This is a genomic window from Actinoplanes xinjiangensis (assembly GCF_003148685.1).
GTDB lineage: Bacteria > Actinomycetota > Actinomycetes > Mycobacteriales > Micromonosporaceae > Actinoplanes > Actinoplanes xinjiangensis.
This window is the reverse complement of record NZ_QGGR01000007.1, coordinates 413615-432700: the sequence shown is the minus strand read 5'-3', so window position 1 is coordinate 432700 and position 19086 is coordinate 413615. Positions and strand designations below refer to the sequence as shown.

Here is a 19086-nt window from a genome sequence, read left to right as displayed (position 1 = left end):
CTACAGCCTGCCTGAATAGGGGGACCTTTTCCCGTACGGTGCGTTTGTCCGTTATGAACCCTCCCCGGTTCACCGCACACACCGCATTCCTACGGAGAACTGTCATGTCGTATCCCACCGCGATCTTCCATCGCGTCGTCGCCGTCTGCGCGACCGTCGCACTGACCGCGACCGCCTGGGCCGCCCCCGCGACCGCCGTGGCGGTGTCCGTCGCGCCGTCCCCGCTCCAGTACGTCGCACTCGGCGACTCCTACGCCGCCGGTTTCGGTGCCGCGCCCACCAGTGACGCGTGCGGCCGGAGCGCGGCCGCCTACCCGGCGCTGCTGGCGCGGGAGGCACACGGCGGCATCGCGGTGCGCAACGCCGCGTGTGTCGGCGCCACCACCGCCGACGTGATCCGCCAGTCCTCCGCGCTCAGCCCGCGGACCGGGCTGGTCACCATCACGGCCGGCGCCAACGACCTCCCGCTCAAGCAGCTGCTGGAGTCGTGCATGAACCGGTTCTCGGCGGTCGCCTGCCAGGACGGCACCCTGACGATCAACCGCCGGCTGGTCACCGCGCTGCCGCGCGATCTGAACCGCATGCTGCGTACCGTCACCACCGCCGCGCCGAACGCCCGCGTGATCGTCACCGGCTATCCGCTGCCGTTCGCGAAGAGCCGGCAGTGCCCGGCCGTGCCGGTGACCGCCCGGATGCGCGTGCGCGCCAACCAGGTGGTCAGCCGCCTGAACGCGGCGATCGCCGCGGCCGCCAACCGCAACCGGGTCCGCTACGTCGACGTCCAGCCGGGCTTCGCCGCCCACGGCCTGTGCAGCCGCAAGCCGTGGCTGGTCGGCGCCGAGGGCATGCGCGACGACCGGGTGCTGCACCCGACCGCGACCGGCCAGGCCCGCGGCTACCTGCCGGCCGTCGCCGGCAGCGGCCTGACCGACCGGGCCTGACACAAGGTCCTTCCGCCGGCGGGTGACCCGTCACCCGCCGGCCGCGGCCGTCACGGGAGGGTCACGACCACGCGCGGGCCGCGCCGTCCTCGGCCTGCCGGTCGACGACGTCACCCCGGCACCGTCCACCGTCGTCGTCCGCGCCGGCACCTGACGCCCACGGACCACCGCACCGCCCACACGGAGACGGCTGTCACCCGTTCGGCCAGGGAAAACGCACCCGTGTGCCTCACCGCCGCCGGGGCCGGACGGGAGGATGCTGAGCTGGTCCGCCCCGGATCCCCGTGCCGGGGCGGGCACCCCCCTCCTTCCGGCAGCGCCAGTTCCTCCCGGAGCCGGAACCGGCCGTCCTATGGCCGGGCGGTGAGTGTCAGAGACGAGATCCGGGGCTTCCTGCTGTCGCGCCGGGCACGGACGAGCGGATCGGCCACCTGATCCTGACCGGTATCGCGACCAGCGGGGTGGTCCTGTCCACGTTGCGCCAGGCCGCCGACCTCGGCTACCGGCTGACCGTCCTGTCCGACGGTTGCCTCGACGACGACCCGGCCGTGCACGAGCTGCTCACCGGAAAGGTCTTCCCGGCCCACGCCGACGAGCCGGCCGTGGCCGGTCACGGCCACAGATACATGGTGACGTCGCCCGGCCGGATCCCGGGTGGGAGCAGGGTGGGCAGGGTGTGCCGGCTGGTGCCACTGCGGTACTCGTCGGTCTCGCCCTCCGGCAGCGACTTCTCGATGTCGACCCAGTGGGCGCGATCGACGAACCACCCACCGATCAGGCGCCCGTCGGGAGAGCGGAACACCATGACGTAGTTCGGCTCTCGGAATCTGTACAGGCTGCTTTCCACATCGAAGGACACGTAGTCCCACCCGCCGCCTGCGGGCCGGGGCAGCAACTTGTCGATTTTCGCGCGCAGCAGCACGGACGCCTTTGTCGTCGGCGTTCCCTCACCGTTGACGTAGAGCACGATCCGCGCGACCCGGGCCGCCTCAGCCGCGTCGATCTGCTCGCCATCCCCGAGTTCGACCGACTGCCCCGGCGGCAGATAGGCCCAGCCCGCGCTGACGACCGCCGCCCAATCGTCGAGCTCGTCGGATCGCCATCCATGCCCTGTGGCGTCCACGAACCGGTACCTGACATGGACTCTCATCGGCCGGTCCGTCGTGTTCCGGATGACCGCCGCCGCACCGATGATGCGCCCGGTGTCGCTGCCGCCCGGTACCGGGAAGGTGGAGAAGCCGCGGTCTTCGACGGCGATCCCGTCAGCGAGGTCGTCCTGCAACATCGACGGGTCAGGGCTCGGCGACGGGCCGGGTGGGTCGGTGTCGCCGGATGGCCCGGTGCAGCTCGCGGTCATGCCGACGGTCACAGCCGCGCCGAGCACGGCGACGAGAAGGCGCCGCCGCGGAAGTCCCCGGACCTTCACCGTTCCCTGTCCTTGTACTTCAGGTACAGCTCATGTCGCAGTGCCGTGTGTGCCCGCCGATGGTCCGCTCGGAGGTCGTTCATCGCGGCATCCGCCAGTTGCAGGAATCCCCGCTCTTCGTGGCGGTCCAGCACATCGGGCGTGATGATCACGTGGTATTCCATGAGGGCGACCGCCGTCACCTGGATCTCCCGGTCCGGGGAACCGCCGCGAGACCTGATCTCCGCGCCACGCTCGAGGTACTCACGATGCCGGGACGAGAACGGGGGCCTCAGGGAGCTGTAACGCTCGAAGCTGTGTGTGAGCATGACCGCCCGCCGGGCCCTCTGGTAAGCCGTGGCCATCAGCGTCGCACCGCGACCCAGTTGATGTGCCAGCGACTCGGCGTCGCGGCGCCGATAGTACTGCTCGTAGCTGTCGGACAAGAAGCGCAACGTGATGTACTCGAGCGACTCCATCCGGCCCTCGATACGCCCGTCAGGTGAGGTCGCCGTGACGACTATCGCCCGGAGATCGTCTGCGATGGCAGCCATCTTCTCGCCTCCCGATCTTGGATCAGTATTCCGGGGAATGTGCCGGATCCGGGCTGGCCGAACCCACGTACGGTCGTTCCACGCCGGTGGTGCCCGGGCCCAGCGGCTTCGACCGGAGCGCTTCCAGCGCCGGAACGGTCACCTTCCCACCACGGTCGGACTTTCCGAGCCGGATGCTTCCGTTGACGACTCCGCTGTGGAAGCCCTCGATGATGTCGTGGAGTTCCCGCTCCGACGCTTCGAACTGCTGGCGCAACCTGTCGGTCGCGTTGAGAATGCTCTGCCAGATCGCGGCCACACTGTCGCCCCCGATGTCCGAGTCCGGGGGTGCGTCCGGTTCGTACTTGTCTTTGGCCACTCCGAGGACAGCCCCGCCGACGGCGGAGACGATGGAGGTGACGGCCATTCCGGCGGCGCCGGCGCCCGCGGACAGCACACCCAGCACACCGATGGCGATGTTGAAGGTGAGGTTCTTGCTGTCGGTGGATCCGCACATCGACGACGGGTCGTACGCCTCGATCACCTGCTCGGCGAGGTTCACGAGTTTGACAACGTCGTTCTGTGCCTGCCGTACCTGTTCCTGGTATCCGCGCAGCACCAGCCAGAGCAGGGCGATGGTGTTGGCCTGGAGGAACACCATCCCACCCCATCGATCGAGGTAGCCGCTGCGGACGGCGTCGATCGTCGCGCCACGCCAGCCGGCCTGGTTGACACTGAAGTCCGTCATGAAGTCCGGGATCAGCGCATCCAGACTGAAGGCCTCGGCGTCCTCGATGCTGGTCACTCCGGTGTTGGTGAGCCGGTGATGCGCGCCGGCCAGGGCCTCGATCGCCGGGTCGAAGGACGAGGGCACCGGAAGCTCCATGTAGGGGCCCCAGATCTCCTTGGCCTTCTGCGTGGCGTAGTCCCGGACCGTGACGTCACTGACGTAGGGGATTCCGGTGACCTGGACGAACTCCTCCAGAGCGTCGGTATCACCCTCACGGGTCATGATCTTGTAGACCAGCGTGTTGACGAGGCTGCTGATCGCGTATTCGAGACTCTGCGGGAACTCCGCCATCGTGCCACCCCTATCGCGGGTAGGAACCGCCGTCGTAGCCGACCGTCCACTCGTCGTTGGCCTGGGACGTGTCACCCTGCATCCGGTCCCGGACCTCGAGCATCTCGGCGCCCGCCACGGTGTCCTCGTGGACGAACCTGTTGAGCGCGGCCTCCAGCCCCTGGGACAGCTCCCACAGGTTCTCGCCGGTCTCCCCGGTGGCGGCCCAGACGATGTCGCGCAGCTGAACCCAGGCGCCTTTGAGCGCCGGCGGCCCGAAGTAGGCGGGCCTGTCGAACTTGTCGTCATAACTGGACGTGGTCTCGCACGCGTTGCGGATCTGCGCGTACTCGTCCGCCAGGCGGGGCAGGTCGACCCGCGCGGCCTGGCGCAGCCGTTCCAGCGGACCGCCGAACACGGCGCCCTGCATCTCATCGACCATGGTGGAGCCTCCCCCGCGAAGCCGGATACGACCGTAACAACAGCAGCGGACCCGGATGTGGTTCGATCCACCGGCCGCAGGACGCGGGAATCCGCAGATGGTGAAGGAACCCGGCCGGTGGTATCCGGCGCGGTGTGCCGGGATGACCCTGAAGAGGGACACCAGCGTGTTAAACATCCGGAAATTTCGGGTGAAGTCTCATTCTTCTGGGCGTGCTCTTCAAGTTGCCGGCGACGAAAGCCCGGGTCCGCGTCATCCGCCGTCGTGCCGTACCCGCCGATGAACTGCGCCGGCTGGAGGTGCGGACGCAGGTCCGGCAGGTGTGGGTGAACCTGCTGCTGGTCGCCCTGGCCGTTCCGAGCGGGGTGATCGCGCTGACCACCTACCAGGACCAGCAGCAGCTGATGCGGGATCAGCAGCGGCTGAACACACGCGCGCTGGAGCGTGACGAGCAGCGCTGGTCCTCGCTGGTGACGTTCTGGGAGTCCGGGCCCTACACCGACAAGCCGGACCCCCGTAAGCACGTGACCCGGATGATGATCCGCAACATGTCGTCGCTGCCGGTGACCGACGTGGTGCTGCACTCCACCGGAGACGAGGACAGCCGCCGGCCGCAGGTCCACATCGCGACGATCCCGCCGTGCCACCAGATGAAGATCTGGGTGCAGCGCGACGCCCTCCAGGCGGCGTGGCAGCGGATGGGCCGCCCCGCCCAACTCCTCGACGTGCAGCTGTGGCGAACCGCGCGGATGGACTTCTTCGTCGGCGGCAAGGGCTGGGAGCGTACGAACCACCGGCTCGCACCGCGACCGGCCCGCGCCCACGACGTCTGGAGCCCCGCGGATCTCGCCGCCGCCCGGATCGTCAAGAACGAGCCCACCGTGCAGACCCCCGAGTGCGGCGACGCCGGCTGACCCCGGGAGCCCGGCTACGATCTGCGCCGTGAGCAACACGATCGCACCCCTGCGCTGGTACGCCGTACTCGCCGTCCTGTTCTTCGGCATCCTGCCGGCCGTGCTGATCGGCCTGCTGGTGGCCGGCGGCGACACACCGTGGCAGGTCGGCCTGCTCCTGATCGCCGGGGTCCCGCTGGTGGTGTGCGCGATCATCCTGGTGGTGCGCGGTTTCGCCGCCGGGGTTTCGGAGCAGGCCGCGCAACTGCTGAAGCGCGGCATGGCGTTCGTCGCCGGCGCGGACGTTCTGCTCCTGGGTGGCAACGCGCTGATCCGGATGGCAACCGGCGCCTGACCCGGCGACCGAAACGCAACACCTTCGCCCTCCACCCGCTCTGCCGTCAGCGCCGTCGCACGCCGATCAGTAGGCCATTCCGCATCCGCGAGAGAGGCCTACCCCTTCATGCGCAGCGCACGCTTCCGCGCGGCCGTCCTGGCCTCCGCGCTCACCCTCGGCATGGTGGCTCCCCCGGCGCCGGCCACGGCCGACTCCGCGACCGGGGTGTCCTCGGCCGCCCTGCCGACCCTGACCGGCCGGCTCGCGTCGGTGCGGGTGGCCAAGAGCATCAACTACTACCCGTCGAACGCCGCCTGGTCGTCGATGTGGACCGAGTTCGACGCGAAGCGGATCGAGGCGGACCTGGCGAAGGCCGCCGCGCTGGGCGCCGACAACGTGCGGGTCATCGTCTTCCCGCAGGCTTTCGGTTACCCCAAACCCCTCAGCGGGTACGCCGAGCGCCTCAGCACCTTCATCGGCATCGCCGCGAAGCACCGGATGACGGTGAAGCTGACCCTGTTCGACTGGTGGGACGGCTACACCGAGGTCGGCCGGAGCATCAACTGGGCGAAGGCCGTGCTGGCACCGTACGCCAACGATCCGCGGGTGATCGCCGTCGAGTTGAAGAACGAGTTCCAGCCCGGTGACGCCGCGGCCGTGGCGTGGGTGCGCCGGGTGATCCCGGCGGTCCGGGCGGTCGCTCCGGCGATGCCGCTGACCCTGTCGGTGGACGGCCAGACCGGCGCCCCCGGCCTGGCGAAGATCAAGAAGGCGCTGGCCGCCACTCCCCTGGACTACTACGACTTCCACTTCTACGGCAGCTCCGAGCGGTCGCTCGCGGAGATCCGCAAGGCGCAGGCCGCGGTGTCGCCGTCGCCGATCGTGATCGGTGAGACCGGTCTGAGCAGCGCCACCGACAGCGAGGGCGAGCAGGCGGCGTTCCTGGCCCGGGTGTTCCGGGCGGCCCGCGAGGCCGGTGTGCGCTCGGTGTCGCCGTGGACGCTCACCGATTTCGTGCCCGGCGCGATCCCGGCCCACTCGGCGGTGTCGGAGAAGCCGGCCCAGTACCGGTTCGGACTGCACCGCACCGACGGCTCCCCGAAGGCGGCGGCCGCCGTGGTCAAGGGCGCCTGGACCACCGGCGCCACCCCGAACTCGGTGCTCAACCTCGGTTTCGAGGCGCCTCCGCCGGACTCGCCGTGGCGGCAGAACCTGCCGAAGGCGGGCGGCGGCAGGATCACCACCGGCGTCGCCCGTACCGGTCAGGCGGCGGCCCGGTTCGCCGGGACCACGCGCACCTCGGCGGGCCTGCCGTCGCTGGTCACCTCGCCGATCACGCCGGTGCAGGCCGGGCACCGGTGGCGGGCCGAGGCGTACGCCCGGGGCGCGTCCGCGACCGGCATCACCGAGATCACGCTGAGCTGGTTCGACGGCAACGGCCGGTGGATCACCCAGCACAGCTCGAACCGGCTGCCGCAGGGCACCACCGGCTGGACGAAGCTCGTCGTCGAGACGGTCGCCCCGCGCGGCGCGGCCGGTGTCCAGCTGCACCTGAAGTCCGGTGACAACCGGGGCACCGTCTGGTTCGACGACGTCGCGATCTCCTGAGTGTCTCCCGGTGAGCACGACCACGGCCGGCACCGGTCTCCGCCGGTGCCGGCGTCGCGGTGGGAGATGTCGTACCCGGAGGGCATGATGGCCGTTCACCGCTCTCCCGGAAAGGCCCGCCATGGTGCCCATCACCGAGCCCCTCGAACCCGTCGACCCGCCACCGGCCGGAAAGCCCGACCGGGACGGTGTCGTGATTCCGATCCGGCGCCGCGGGTCCGATGCCGAGTTCCGGCCCCCGCGCCGGAATGAGCCCCCGGAGCACGCCGGGTGACCTCCCGTCGAGACGTCCGCGCCCGCGACGGCATGCAGCGTGGCGGCGCGGTCGCGGCCTAGCCGTCCGCGAGGGCCTTCCACTCGTCGTCGAGCAGGCCCAGGATCACCTCGTCGGTGAACTCGCCGTAACCCCAGGCCGAGCGGCGCAGGGTGCCCTCGACGGTGAATCCGGCGCGCTGTCCGGCGTGGATCATCGCGGTGTTCGCGGCGGCGGTCTCGATCTGCAGCCGGTGCAGCCCGCGGACCGCGAACCCGTAGGCGCACAGTGCCCGGACGATGTCGGTGCCCAGGCCCAGGCCGCGTTTGGCCGGGAGGACGGACAGCCCGAGATGGGCCCGCCGGTTGTACGTGTCGATGCCCCAGAGCAGTGCCTCACCGGCCAGGGCGCCGGTCCCGAGTTCGACCACCGAGAAGTACGCGATGTCGTCGGAGTGCTCCCCCACCGCATACGGCGACTTCTCGGCGTCGGCCCGGATCGGCCGCCACGGGGCGGAGTCGGCAAGTGCCTGGGTGCGCACGTCGTCATACAGTTCGGCGTGCAGAACCGCCACGTCGTCCTCGTGGCGGGCTCGCAGCCCCACCTTTTCGCCCCGGATCATCACCCATTGGTATCCGAAGATCTCCGCGGGCGGCAAGGCCGTACGGTCAGGTCATCTGGCTCATCAGCCGCTCACCGAGCGTGGTCCGCGAGTAGAGGACGGCATGTCCGTGCCGGGACCGGTCGAGCAGGCCGGCCCGGCTCAGGACGCCGAGGTGCTGGCTGACCGCGCCGGGGCTGAGGCTGAGCCGGCGGGCGAGTTCGGCGGTGTTGAGCGGCTGGTTGAGGGTTTGCAGGATCTGCGAGCGGCTGCGGCCGAGCAGGTCGGCGAGCGCCTGTTCGGAGGGGGCGGTGCGGGTGCCCCAGACGGTGCCGCGGCCGCGTGCCGGATACCAGAGCCGCGGCGGCTGGGACGTGTCGATCAGGGTGACCGCGCGGTTGCAGAACAGCGACGGGGTGAAGGTCAGTCCGCGGCCGCTGACGTCGACCTCGGCCTGGAGACCGGGCTCGTCGATCCGCAGTTCACCGTTGCCCCAGCTCATGATCCGGTCGATGTCGTTGAACAGGCCTTGGGCGCCTTTGTCGGCGAGCCGTTTGGCGCGGTAGAGGATGTCCGCCTCCAGGGCGGCGCGCAGGGTCGGCCAGTGCGGTTCGAGGATCAGCCGCCAGTAGTCGTGCAGCGTCGCGGTGATCTCGGTGAGCAGCCCGGCCGGGTCGGTGTCGGCGGCGCGCAGGCGGGGGTGCAGACCGCCGGCGCCGGCGGCGTTGCGCAGATCCTGCCGGACCACGTCGTGGGCGGTGGCCCGGACGGCGTCGAGTTCGTCGGCGATGTCGGGGCGTGGGACGGCCGGGTGCGGGGTGAGGAAGTCGGGCAGGAATCCGGCCGGCCCGATCAGTGCCTGCAACAGGGGCCAGTCGACCCCGGACAGTCGTGAAGCCGACATGCGCACCAGGGGCAGGTGGATCGCGTAGCGGCTGGGGTTCTGCCAGATCCAGAGGCTCATCACGACCTCTTGCAGCGGCGAACAGGCGAAACGTACCGAGGCCAGGTCGTCAGCGTCGAATCGAAGCACCAACATTCCGCTGAGACTAAATGCTGGCCTCAAATCCGCGGCGGCCGTTTTGATGGCGCCATGCCTTCCGGGAAGACCACGGCCGGTTCGCGGCTACTGCCCCTCTCCTTCGCTCAGCAGGCACTGTGGCTGCTGGACCGTATGCATCCGAATCAATCCCAGTACCACGTTCCGGTCGTGGTGCGGCTCCACGGTGACCTCGACGCCGAGGCACTGCGCCGGGCGCTGACCAGGGTCGCCGACCGGCACGAGGTGCTGCGGACCGTGTTCCCGTCGGTGGACGGCGAGCCGTACCAGCAGGTTCTGCCGGCCGAGAGTGTGCCGCTGGCGGTCGCCGATGTGCGCGATCGCGAGCCGGGCGCGGCCGAGGCGATCGCCCGCGGCTGGGCCGAGGAGCCGTTCGACCTGGCCGCCGACCGTCCGCTGCGCGCCGGCCTGGTCCGGGTCGCCGACGACGAGCACCTGCTGGTCGTGGTCCTGCACCACATCGCCTGCGACGGCCAGTCGATGCACGTGTTCTTCGGCGAACTCGGCCGGTACTACCCGGCCGGCGCCGAGCCCGAGCCGCTGACCGCCGGTTTCGCCGACCATGCGGTCGAGCAGCGGGCCGCCGGAGTCGACGGCGGCGCGATCGGCTGGTGGCGTGACCACCTCGCCGGTGCCCCGGCCGCGCTGGCGCTGCCCACCGATCACCCGCGCCCGGCCGTGCGCAGCGGGCGCGGCGCCACCCACACGGTCGGCATGCCGACAGCTCTGGTGGCGGACGCATCAGCACTGGCCCGGCAGCTGCGGACGACGCCGTTCGTGGTGATGACCGCCGCGTACGCCGCGCTGCTCGGCCGTCTCACCGGCGGCCGGGAGGTGCTGATCGGCACGCCCGTCGAGGGCCGTTCCGACGAGCGCTTCGAGCCGTTGATCGGGTTCTTCGTCAACACCGTCGCGCTGCGTGCCGACCTGTCCGGCGATCCCGGGTTCGGGGAGCTGGTACGGCGGGTACGGTCGGCCACCCTGGACGCCGTCGAGCACGCCGGGGTGCCGTTCGACGCGGTGGTGCGGGCGCTGCGCCTGGACCGTGACCCGGCGACCGTCCCGCTGGTGCAGGCGCTGATCACGTTCGAGTCGCGGCCCTTCGCCGAGCTGCGGTTGCCGGGCCTGCGCACCGAGGTGCGGCCGATGTTCACCGGCACGGCCAAGTTCGATCTGGACGTCATGATCGTCCGGGCGCCCGGCGACAGCGGTGACTTCGACGTCCACCTCACGTACAACACCGACCTGTTCGAGCCCGGCACGATCACGGCGTTCGCGGAGCGCCTGCTGGGGGTGATCGCCGCCGGTGTCGCGGATCCGGCTCTGCCGCTGCACCGGCTGCCGGTGCTCACCGCCGCCGAGCGGGCCGTCGCCGCGGCGGACGACCCGGGCGACCGGCCGCCGGTCACCGAGTGGGTGCGCCGGCACGCGGTCACCCGGCCCACGGACCCGGCGGTCGACGCGCCGGGCGGCACGCTGTCCTACGCGGAGCTGGACCGCCGGGCCGACGCCGTGGCGGACCGCGTGACCGGCGGGGTGGTCGGCATCCTGCTGCCGCGCGGCCCCGCCCTGGTCACCGCGATGCTCGGCGTACTCCGGTCGGGCGCGGCCTACCTGCCGCTGGATCTCACCCACCCGTCCGGGCACCTCCGGCGGGTCCTGGCCGCGGCGGGCGCCCGGCAGGTGCTCACCGACGAGGACAACGCGGCGCGGCTGGACGGCACCGGCGCCGAGGCGGTCCTGATCGAATTCGATTCGCAACGATCGGGACGGTACGCCCACCCGCACCCCGACGACCTGGCCTACGTCATCTTCACCTCCGGTTCGACCGGTGAACCCAAGGGCGTCGGTGTCCCGCACCGGGCGCTGGCCAACCACGCGCTGGCCATCCGGGACGTCTTCACGCTGACCGGCGACGACCGGGTCCTGCAGTTCGCCGGCGCCGCGTTCGACGTCGCCGCGGAGGAACTCTTCCCCACCTGGGCGGCCGGCGCGTGCGTGGTGCTGTGCGAGCAACCGCCGCCGCCGGAACGGCTGACCGGCCTGCTCGACGCCCGCGACGTCACCGTGGCGAACCTGCCGTCCAGTTACTGGCAGCGCTGGACCGCCGCGATCGCGCAGGGCGACACCCCGCCACCGCGGACGTTGCGGCTGCTGGTGGTCGGCAGTGAACCCGTCGACCCGTCGGCGCTGCGGGCCTGGCAGGAGTTCAGCACGGTGCCGGTGATCAACGCGTACGGCCTGACCGAGACGACGATCACCTCGCTCACCCACCCGGTCACCGGTTCCACCGGCGGCGCTGGTGTGCCGGTCGGCACGCCGATCAGCGGGGTCCGGGCGTACGTGCTGGACGAGCACCTGAACCGGGTGCCGGCCGGGGTGACCGGCGAGCTGTACATCGGCGGGGCCGGGCTGGCCCGCGGCTACCTGGGGCGGGCCGACCTGACCGCGGAACGGTTCCTGCCCGACCCGTACGCCGTGGCCCCGGGCAGCCGCATGCACCGGACCGGCGACCTGGCCCGCCGCCGGCACGACGGCGCCGTGGAGGTGCTCGGGCGGGCCGACGCGCAACTGAAGGTCCGCGGGCACCGCATCGAACCCGGCGAGGTGGAGTCCGGTATCTGCACCCACCCGGACGTCATCCAGGCAGCGGTGGTGGCGCGAGCGGGAGTGGACGGGACGGCACGGCTGGCGGCCTACGTGGTCACCCACAGCGGCACCGTCCCGGAGGACCTGCGACAGCACCTGTCGGCCCTGATACCGGTGTATCTGATACCCGACTCCTTCACCTGCCTGCCCTTGCTTCCGGCGCTGCCCAGCGGCAAAGTCGACCGCACGGCGCTGCCGGATCCCCAGCCACCCGTGACGCGCGGCATCGGACGAACCGAGGCCGGCACCGCGACGGAGCACCTGCTGGCGACGGTGTGGCGCGACGTCCTCGGTCTCGACCGGGTCGGCACCGACGACAACTTCTTCGACCTCGGCGGTACGTCGTACACCCTCGCCACCGTGCACGCCCGGCTCGGCGAGCACTTCGACGGACTGCCGCTGATCGCCCTGTACGAACACCCCACCATCTCGGCCCTGGCCGGGCACCTGACCCACACCGGCGAGCGCACCGTCGCCGCCGGTGACGCCGACGCCCGGCACATCGGCCGGTCCCGGCTGCACCGACGCCGACAGGGTCGATGACCCGTCCTGCCGGCTTTCGATCAAGAGAGGTACGCCATGTCCACCGAGTCCATCCCGCCGCGGTACGCCGTCGTCCACAACGACGAGGAGCAGTATTCGACCTGGCCCACCGACCTTCCCGTACCGAACGGCTGGTACGCGGACGGCTTCACCGGCTCCCGGCAGGAGTGCCTGGAGCATGTCGGCCGGGTGTGGACCGACCTGCGGCCCAAGACGCTGCGCGACCTGGCGGGGCGGTGACGGTGAAGCGCAATCTGTGGCACGTCGCCGACTACCGCAACCTGTTCCTCTCGCACACGGTCAGCCTGGTCGGCACCAACATCAGCATCCTGGCCTTCCCGCTGATCGCCCTGCTGCTGCTGGACGCCTCGGCCACCGAGGTGAGCCTGCTGGCCGCGGTGGAGTTCCTGCCGTCGCTGCTGCTGGGACTGCCGGCCGGGGCGTGGGTGGAACGCCTGCCCCGGCGCGCGGTGCTGATCGTCTCCGATGTGGGCCGGGCGGTCGCGATGGCCACCATCCCGGTCGCGTACGTGCTGGACGTCCTGAACCTTCCGCTGCTGTTCGTGGTCGCCTTCGTCATCGGCCTGGGCACCCTGTTCTTCGACGTCGCCCAGATGTCCTACCTGCCGGCGCTGATCGCCGAGGAGGAACTCGCCGACGGCAACGGCAAGATGGAGGGTGCCCGGTCGTTCGCGCAGCTGGCCGGCCCGAGCGCGGGCGGTTTCCTGGTCCAGTTGTTCACCGCGCCGCTGGCCATCGCGCTGGACGTGCTCACGTACGTCGCCTCGGCGATCTTCCTGTTCCGGGTGCGCGGACGGGAGACGGCGGCGGAGCCGATCGAGCGGATGACCCTGCGTAAGGAGATCGCCGAGGGTGTCCGGTTCGTGTTCGGCCACCCGCTGGTCCGGCCGCTGGCGCTGTGCGCGCTCGCCGCCGACCTGGCGTTCGCCGCGGTCCTGGCCCTCCAGGTGCCGTACGCGTCGAGCACGCTGCACCTGTCGCCCGGCGCCATCGGTGTCGCGCTGGCCGTCGGCAGCGCCGGTGGCCTGCTCGGCGCCGTGCTGAGCAGCCCTCTGGCGGAGCGGATCGGTTCCGGCCGGGCGGTCATCGTCAGCGTCGTGGTGTTCAGCGTGGGCGCCGCCATGGTGCCGCTGGCGACCGGGATCGCCGGTTTCACCGCCGGCCTGTTCGTGGTCTACCTGGGGGTCGTCGTCTTCAACGTGCTCCAGATGACGATCTGCCAGACGGTGACGCCGGACCGGCTGCTCGGCCGGATGAACGCCACGCTGCGGTTCCTCTCCTGGGGCGCGGTGCCGGTGGGCGCGGCCGTGGGCGGTCTGCTCGTCGTGCCGCTCGGGATCCGCGCGGTGCTGTGGATCGCCGCCGGCGTCTGTGCTCTCGCGGTGCTGCCGCTGCTGTTCTCGAAGATCCGGACCGGCTCGGCCGACGTCGAGCCGCAACCCCAGGACGAGCCCGGTGAGCCGGCGCTCCTGGACGCGAAGGAATAGGCGATGACGGGGGAACAGATTCCGGACACGTGCGGGTTCGTGGCGGTCATCGGTATGGCCGCCCGGGTGCCGGGCGCCGAGGGGGTGGACGGGTTCTGGGACGCGCTGGTCCGCGGCGACGAGCTGATCACGCGGTTCCCGGTGCCCGCCGGGCGCGATCACGTCCCGGCCTACGGGGTGGTGGCCGGGGCCGACGAGTTCGACGCGGCGTTCTTCGGCTACGCACCCCGCGAGGCGCTGTTGCTCGACCCGCAGCACCGGGTGTTCCTGGAGTGCGCGTGGGAGGCGCTGGAGAACGCCGGATACGACCCGGCCGGCTGCGACCGGACCGTCGGGGTCTTCGGCGGCAGCGGCGACACCGGGCACTTCGCCGCCCTGCTGGCCGACCGGGCGGCACTGCCCGGCACCAGCGAGTGGCAGCTGCGGCTGGCCAGTGGTGCCGACTTCCTGACCAGCCGGGTGTCGTACAAGCTGGGGCTGAACGGTCCGGCCGTGACCGTGCAGACCGCCTGTTCCACCTCGCTGGTCGCCGTCCACGTGGCCGTGCAGTCGCTGCTGGCCGGTGACTGTGACCTGGCCCTGGCCGGCGGGGTGACGTTGCGGGTGCCGCATCCGGTCGACGAGTTCAGCGACGACGGGGTGCTGTCGCGCGACGGCCACTGCCGGGCCTTCGACGCGGCGGCGGGCGGCACGGTGGCCAGTGACGGCGCCGGTGTCGTGGTGCTCAAACGCTACGACGAGGCGGTGCTCGACGGTGACGACATCCGGGCCGTCATCCGCGGCTCGGCGGTCAACAACGACGGTTCGGCCAAGGCGGGGTTCACCGCGCCGAGCGTCGACGGGCAGGCCGCCGCGGCACGCCTGGCGCTGTCCGTCGCGGGTGTCGACGCCGCCGACGTCGGCTACGTCGAGGCGCATGGCACCGGCACACCGGTGGGCGACCCGATCGAGGTGCGTGCGCTGGCGAAGGCGTACGCCGTACCCCGGGGGTCGGTCGCTCTGGGGTCGGTGAAGGCGAACCTCGGGCACACCGACGCGGCGTCGGGGGTGCTCGGCCTGATCAAGGCGGTGCTCGCGCTGCGCCACGAGGTCATCCCCGGCACCCTGCACTTCCGGGAGCCGAACCCGGCGCTCGACCTGGACCGCACGCCGTTCCGGGTGAGTGCCCGCGCGCGGTCGTGGCCACGGTCGGCGCGACCACGGCGGGCGGCGGTCAACTCGCTGGGCATCGGCGGCACCAACGCGCACGTGGTGCTGGAGGAGGCGCCCGCCACGCCGCCGCGGGAGGCGGGACGGCCCTATCATCTGCTGCCGCTGTCCGCGCGTACCGCCACCGCTCTCCGCTCGTCGGCCGACCGGCTGGCCGCCGCACTCGCCGACGGTGATCTCGCGCCGGCCGACGTCGCGTGGACCTTGCAGACCGGCCGGTCGGCCTTCGGTCACCGCGGTTTCGTGGTGGCCGCCGACGCCCGGCAGGCCGGTACGGCGCTCACCGGTGACGGCACGTCGGCGACCCGGAGCCCGGACCGTCCGCGCCCGGTGGCGTTCCTCTTCCCCGGCCAGGGCGGCCAGTACGTCGACATGGGCCGGGATCTGTACCGGCACGAGCCGGTGTTCCGGGCCGCGGTGGACCGGTGCTCCCGGCTGGCCGGGGCGCAGCTCGGCTTCGACCTGCGCACGATGCTCTACCCGCGGGCCGGCGGGCACGACGAGGCGGCCACCCGGATGGCCGGGATGCTGGGCGGCCAGGCCGCCGTCTTCACCGTCCAGTACGCCCTCGCGACGCTGTGGCGGTCCTGGGGTGTCGAACCCGCGCTGGTCCTCGGCCACAGCCTGGGCGCGTACGCGGCGGCGACCGTGGCCGGGACCCTCGACGTCGCCGACGCGCTCGCCCTGGTGCTGCACCGCGGCCGGATCCTGGGTGAGCTGCCCAGCGGCGCGATGCTCGCGGTGTCCCTGCCCGCCGGGGAGCTGCTGCCGATCCTGGACGACGGCGTGGCGATCGCGGCCGTCAACGGTCCCCGGCAGTGCGTGGTGACCGGGCCCGCCGCGCGGATCGCGGCCGTGCAGGCGGCGCTCGCCGGACGCGACGTCGAGGCACGGCTGCTGCACATCAGCGCGGCCGCGCACTCCCCGCTCGTCGAGCCGGCCCTGCCGGAGTTCGAACGGCTCGTCGCCGGTGTCCCGCTGCACCCGCCGGCGCTGCCGTGGATCTCCGACCGCACCGGGCAGCCCGTCACGGCCGCGCAGGCGGGTACGCCGTCCTACTGGAGCGGCCATCTGCGGCACACCGTCCAGTTCGACGCGGCGCTGCGGACGCTGTTCGCCGCCGGGGAACACGCGCTGCTGGAGATCGGTCCCGGCCGGACCCTCGCCGGACTGGCCCGCCGGCACCCCGGGTGCGGCCCGGACCGGCCGGTCGTGGCGAGTCTGCCGCATGCCGCCGACGACGCCGGTGGGGGCGGCCTGACCATGATGTCCGCGCTCGGGCGGCTGTGGCAGCAGGGTGTCCCGGTCGACTGGGCCGGGGTGCACGCTGGCGAGCCGCGCCGCCGGGTGGAACTGCCCGCCTACCCGTTCGAACGGCAGCGGTTCCGGCTGCCCGGCCAGGGCGGCACCGGGTTCGCGCCGGTGGACGAGACCCCGCCCGAGCTCGACCAGGACTACGAGGCGCCGGCCGGTGAGCTGGAGGAGGCGGTGGCGGCCGCGTTCGGCGAGGTGCTCGGGCTCGACGACGTGGGCCGGCACGACAACTTCTTCGACCTCGGCGGGGACTCGCTGGTCGCCGCCCAGTACTGCCGGCTGGTCCGGGACACCACCGGGGCCCAGCTGACCGTGCGCAACGTCTTCGAGGCGCCGACCGTGGCCGGGCTCGCCGCGGAGCTGGCCCGGATGACGGTGGTGGCGTCGTGACGGCCTCCGTCCCCCGGTGGGTGCTGTCGCGCCCGCGGCGTACGCCCGCCGTCACCCGGATGTACTGCTTCCCGCACAGCGGCGGCTCGCCCGGCGAGTACCTGCGCTGGGGGGCACGGCTGCGCGACCACGACGTCCGGGCCGTGCAGCTGCCGGGGCGGGGCAGCCGCCTGTCCGAGGAGCCGTTCACGCGGATGGCCGGCCTGGTCGGGGCACTGATCGGCAATGTCGGGTTCGCCGCACCGTACGTCCTGTTCGGGCACAGCCTCGGGGCGCTCGTCGCGTACGAGACCGCCCGGGAACTGCGGGACCGCGGGCTGCCCGGACCGGAGGCGCTGGTGCTCTCCGGCACGGCCGCCCCGCACGCCCTGCCGCACCGGCCGTCGATGAGCGAACTGGACGGTCCGCAGCTGCTCGCCGAGATCGAACGGCTCTACGGGCCGGTGCCGGCACCCCTGCACGAGGACCCCGAACTGAGCACGCTGCTGCTCACCGGGCTCCGCGCCGACCTGGCGATCGTCAGCGGTTACCGGCCGGTTCCGGCGGAGCCGCTGGACTGCCCGATCACCGTGCTCGGCGGGCGCGACGACGACGAACCACACGACGGGCTGCGCGCCTGGCGGTCGTACACCACCGGCGCCTTCGATCTGCGTCTCTTCCCCGGTGACCACTTCTACTTCCGGGAGCACCCCGATGCCTTCTTCGACCACCTCGGCACCGTCCTCACCCGGTCCGCTGCACCAGCTGTACCGCGGCAGCGTCCCGTGGGAGCCGCTGCACCCGTTTCCCGAGCAGTCGCCGGCTGACCGGGAGCGGGGCGACACCGTCATCGCGGCCCTGACCCGGCTGCTGCGCGAGCACGTCGACCCCGAGCAGGTGGAGTCGGCCGGCCGGCTCCCGGACGGGCTGACCGGGGCGCTGCGGGACGGCGGATTCCTCCAGCTCATGATCGACGTGGAGCTGGGCGGGCTGGGACTGTCGGCGTACAACGCCTTCCGGGTGTTGCAGGCCGGCGCGAGCTGGTCCTCGCCGGTGGCCTACAGCCTGGCCATCACCAACGGTTTCGGCTCCGGCTCCTACCTGCCGCTGCTGCCCGACGGACCGCTCAAGGACCTGATCAGCGCCCGGGTCCGTGCGGGCGTGGTGTCGGGCGGCGCCGACGCCGAACCCACCGGTACGGCCAACGAGCACCGCGCCACCACCGCCGTCCCGGTCGACGACGGCAAGTTCTACGAGATCACCGGCGAGAAGGTCTTCATCGGCAACGCGGCGATCGCCGGGCTGATGGACGTGTCCGCCACCGTCGGTGACGAGGTGCGGCTGCTGTTCGTGGAGAGCGACAGCCCCGGATTCGAGGTGCTGGGGCGGCACGAGTTCATGGGGCTCAAGGGTGCCGAGATCGGCCGTCTCGGTCTGCACCGGGTCCGGGTGCCGGCGCACGCGCTAATGGACGAGAACGAGGAGGGCTGGCGGATGCGCCCCGGCGAACCGGCCGCGGCGACCGACCTGGGTCAGCTGGCCGCGCTCGGCCGCATCCTGGTGATCGGGCCGCCGTCGCTGGCCGTCGCCCGGCTCAGCCTGCACTGGTCCCGCGAGTTCGCCGGGCGCCGGGTGATCGACGGGCGCCCCCTGGACACGTACGAGGAGATCCGGCACCGCATCGCGCAGACCGCCGCGGACGTCTACACCATCGACAGCGTGATGCTGTGGGTGCTGCACCACCCGTCCGCGCCGGAGCTCACCGCCGCCAAGAACATCACGTCGCTGGCCTGCTGGCGGGCGGTCGACCGGACGGTGTCCCTGCTCGGCGGCGAGGGGTACGAGACCGCGGCCAGCAAGCGGCGCCGAGGGGTGCCGCCGCTGCCGGTCGAACGGTTCTTCCGCGACGCCCGCGCCCTGCGGGTGGCCGGTGGTGTCGACTTCATGATCGACCGCTGGTCCGCGGAGACCGCTCTGAGCGACATCGTCCCCGGTGTGGCCCGGCCCGTCCCGGAAGCCGCCGGCCTCTCCCCCTCCTGCCGCGCCCACCTCACCCACCTGCACCGGCAGGCCGCCGACCTGGCGGCCGCGGGCGCCCGGCCGGCCTCCTCACAGCGCCGCACGACCGTGCTCGGCGCCATCGGCGGCGAACTGCTGAGCATGTCGATCGTCCTGGCCCGGGCCGACCAGTGCGGCGACGATCCGGCGGCGCAGACGCTGGCCGACCTGTCCTGCCGTTCGTCGCGGCGGCGCCTCGCCGCCCTGTGGCCCCAACTCGACGACGACCCGGTCGGCGACCTGCCGGCCTGGGACCTCCTGATCCGCGACGTCATCACCGACCTGCCCGAAGGGTGCCCCTGA

The 19086-nt window shown here is 72.0% G+C and carries 17 protein-coding genes and 1 pseudogene; 12 read left to right on the top strand and 6 right to left on the bottom strand.

All coding sequences use genetic code 11. The features are described 5' to 3' along the window. The first annotated feature begins 104 nt into the window (after window positions 1-104). The 3 genes and pseudogenes from BC793_RS18875 to BC793_RS52675 form a co-directional block, all read left to right on the top strand. Entirely contained in the window at window positions 105-941 is an 837-nt protein-coding gene (locus tag BC793_RS18875) for an SGNH/GDSL hydrolase family protein (RefSeq protein ID WP_158319301.1), read from the top strand. Between the two features lie 22 nt (window positions 942-963). Next, on the top strand, window positions 964-1095 hold the full coding sequence (locus BC793_RS52300) for a hypothetical protein (RefSeq protein WP_275416189.1): 132 nt from the start codon (window positions 964-966) through the stop codon (window positions 1093-1095). Between the two features lie 130 nt (window positions 1096-1225). Continuing rightward, a pseudogene (locus BC793_RS52675) lies at window positions 1226-1456 on the top strand (hypothetical protein); the annotation flags it as partial. A 95-nt stretch (window positions 1457-1551) separates the two neighbouring features. On the opposite strand, the gene BC793_RS51385 reads toward BC793_RS52675, so the two are convergent. From BC793_RS51385 to BC793_RS18850, 4 genes are read right to left on the bottom strand one after another with little or no spacing between them, the layout of a single operon-like run. After that, entirely contained in the window at window positions 1552-2367 is an 816-nt protein-coding gene (locus BC793_RS51385) for a hypothetical protein (protein WP_109593933.1), read from the bottom strand. Then, complete coding sequence (locus BC793_RS18860) at window positions 2364-2900, bottom strand: hypothetical protein (RefSeq protein ID WP_109593931.1); 537 nt, start codon at window positions 2898-2900, stop codon at window positions 2364-2366. Before BC793_RS18860 ends, BC793_RS51385 begins: the two co-directional genes overlap by 4 nt. A gap of 22 nt (window positions 2901-2922) precedes the next feature. Further along, on the bottom strand, window positions 2923-3960 hold the full coding sequence (locus BC793_RS18855; protein WP_109593929.1) for a hypothetical protein: 1038 nt from the start codon (window positions 3958-3960) through the stop codon (window positions 2923-2925). A gap of 10 nt (window positions 3961-3970) precedes the next feature. After that, on the bottom strand, window positions 3971-4381 hold the full coding sequence (locus tag BC793_RS18850; RefSeq protein ID WP_109593927.1) for a hypothetical protein: 411 nt from the start codon (window positions 4379-4381) through the stop codon (window positions 3971-3973). A gap of 212 nt (window positions 4382-4593) precedes the next feature. Between BC793_RS18850 and BC793_RS18845 the strand changes: the two genes are divergently transcribed. From BC793_RS18845 to BC793_RS18835, 3 genes are all read left to right on the top strand, one after another. After that, window positions 4594-5295, top strand: a complete 702-nt coding sequence (locus BC793_RS18845) for a hypothetical protein (RefSeq protein ID WP_109593925.1) — start codon at window positions 4594-4596, stop codon at window positions 5293-5295. A 28-nt stretch (window positions 5296-5323) separates the two neighbouring features. After that, window positions 5324-5629: a hypothetical protein gene (locus BC793_RS18840; protein WP_109593924.1), complete on the top strand. Its 306-nt coding sequence runs from the start codon at window positions 5324-5326 to the stop codon at window positions 5627-5629. 108 nt (window positions 5630-5737) lie between these two features. Beyond that, window positions 5738-7219: a cellulase family glycosylhydrolase gene (locus tag BC793_RS18835; RefSeq protein WP_109593922.1), complete on the top strand. Its 1482-nt coding sequence runs from the start codon at window positions 5738-5740 to the stop codon at window positions 7217-7219. A 332-nt stretch (window positions 7220-7551) separates the two neighbouring features. On the opposite strand, the gene BC793_RS18830 is transcribed toward BC793_RS18835, so the two are convergent. Beyond that, complete coding sequence (locus BC793_RS18830) at window positions 7552-8094, bottom strand: GNAT family N-acetyltransferase (protein ID WP_109594057.1); 543 nt, start codon at window positions 8092-8094, stop codon at window positions 7552-7554. Between the two features lie 46 nt (window positions 8095-8140). After that, entirely contained in the window at window positions 8141-9112 is a 972-nt protein-coding gene (locus BC793_RS18825; protein ID WP_109593920.1) for an ArsR/SmtB family transcription factor, read from the bottom strand. A 54-nt stretch (window positions 9113-9166) separates the two neighbouring features. Here BC793_RS18825 and BC793_RS18820 point away from each other — a divergent pair, with 54 nt between their 5' ends. From BC793_RS18820 to BC793_RS18800, 6 genes are read left to right on the top strand one after another with little or no spacing between them, the layout of a single operon-like run. Then, window positions 9167-12325, top strand: a complete 3159-nt coding sequence (locus BC793_RS18820) for a non-ribosomal peptide synthetase (RefSeq protein ID WP_109593918.1) — start codon at window positions 9167-9169, stop codon at window positions 12323-12325. Window positions 12326-12361: 36 nt separating this feature from the next. Continuing rightward, window positions 12362-12565, top strand: coding sequence for an MbtH family protein (locus BC793_RS49650; protein ID WP_158319300.1), 204 nt, complete (start codon window positions 12362-12364; stop codon window positions 12563-12565). A 2-nt stretch (window positions 12566-12567) separates the two neighbouring features. Beyond that, window positions 12568-13833, top strand: a complete 1266-nt coding sequence (locus BC793_RS18815) for an MFS transporter (RefSeq protein ID WP_158319299.1) — start codon at window positions 12568-12570, stop codon at window positions 13831-13833. 3 nt (window positions 13834-13836) lie between these two features. Beyond that, window positions 13837-16746, top strand: a complete 2910-nt coding sequence (locus BC793_RS18810; RefSeq protein WP_109593914.1) for a type I polyketide synthase — start codon at window positions 13837-13839, stop codon at window positions 16744-16746. Then, a complete protein-coding gene (locus tag BC793_RS18805; RefSeq protein WP_109593912.1) occupies window positions 16743-17552 on the top strand; it encodes a thioesterase II family protein in 810 nt (269 codons plus the stop codon). Before BC793_RS18810 ends, BC793_RS18805 begins: the two co-directional genes overlap by 4 nt. Continuing rightward, window positions 17440-19086 (top strand): acyl-CoA dehydrogenase family protein, encoded by a 1647-nt coding sequence (locus BC793_RS18800; protein WP_109593910.1) that lies wholly within the window; start codon window positions 17440-17442, stop codon window positions 19084-19086. Before BC793_RS18805 ends, BC793_RS18800 begins: the two co-directional genes overlap by 113 nt.

Bases quoted from the DNA above. Each gene is read 5' to 3' on its own strand.
- BC793_RS18860 (WP_109593931.1), bottom strand. From the start codon at position 2,900: ATGGCTGCCATCGCAGACGATCTCCGGGCGATAGTCGTCACGGCGACC.
- BC793_RS18875 (WP_158319301.1), top strand. From the start codon at position 105: ATGTCGTATCCCACCGCGATCTTCCATCGCGTCGTCGCCGTCTGCGCG.
- BC793_RS18830 (WP_109594057.1), bottom strand. From the start codon at position 8,094: ATGATCCGGGGCGAAAAGGTGGGGCTGCGAGCCCGCCACGAGGACGAC.
- BC793_RS18855 (WP_109593929.1), bottom strand. From the start codon at position 3,960: ATGGCGGAGTTCCCGCAGAGTCTCGAATACGCGATCAGCAGCCTCGTC.
- BC793_RS49650 (WP_158319300.1), top strand. From the start codon at position 12,362: ATGTCCACCGAGTCCATCCCGCCGCGGTACGCCGTCGTCCACAACGAC.
- BC793_RS18810 (WP_109593914.1), top strand. From the start codon at position 13,837: ATGACGGGGGAACAGATTCCGGACACGTGCGGGTTCGTGGCGGTCATC.
- BC793_RS18835 (WP_109593922.1), top strand. From the start codon at position 5,738: ATGCGCAGCGCACGCTTCCGCGCGGCCGTCCTGGCCTCCGCGCTCACC.
- BC793_RS18820 (WP_109593918.1), top strand. From the start codon at position 9,167: ATGCCTTCCGGGAAGACCACGGCCGGTTCGCGGCTACTGCCCCTCTCC.
- BC793_RS18825 (WP_109593920.1), bottom strand. From the start codon at position 9,112: ATGTTGGTGCTTCGATTCGACGCTGACGACCTGGCCTCGGTACGTTTC.
- BC793_RS18850 (WP_109593927.1), bottom strand. From the start codon at position 4,381: ATGGTCGATGAGATGCAGGGCGCCGTGTTCGGCGGTCCGCTGGAACGG.
- BC793_RS18800 (WP_109593910.1), top strand. From the start codon at position 17,440: ATGCCTTCTTCGACCACCTCGGCACCGTCCTCACCCGGTCCGCTGCAC.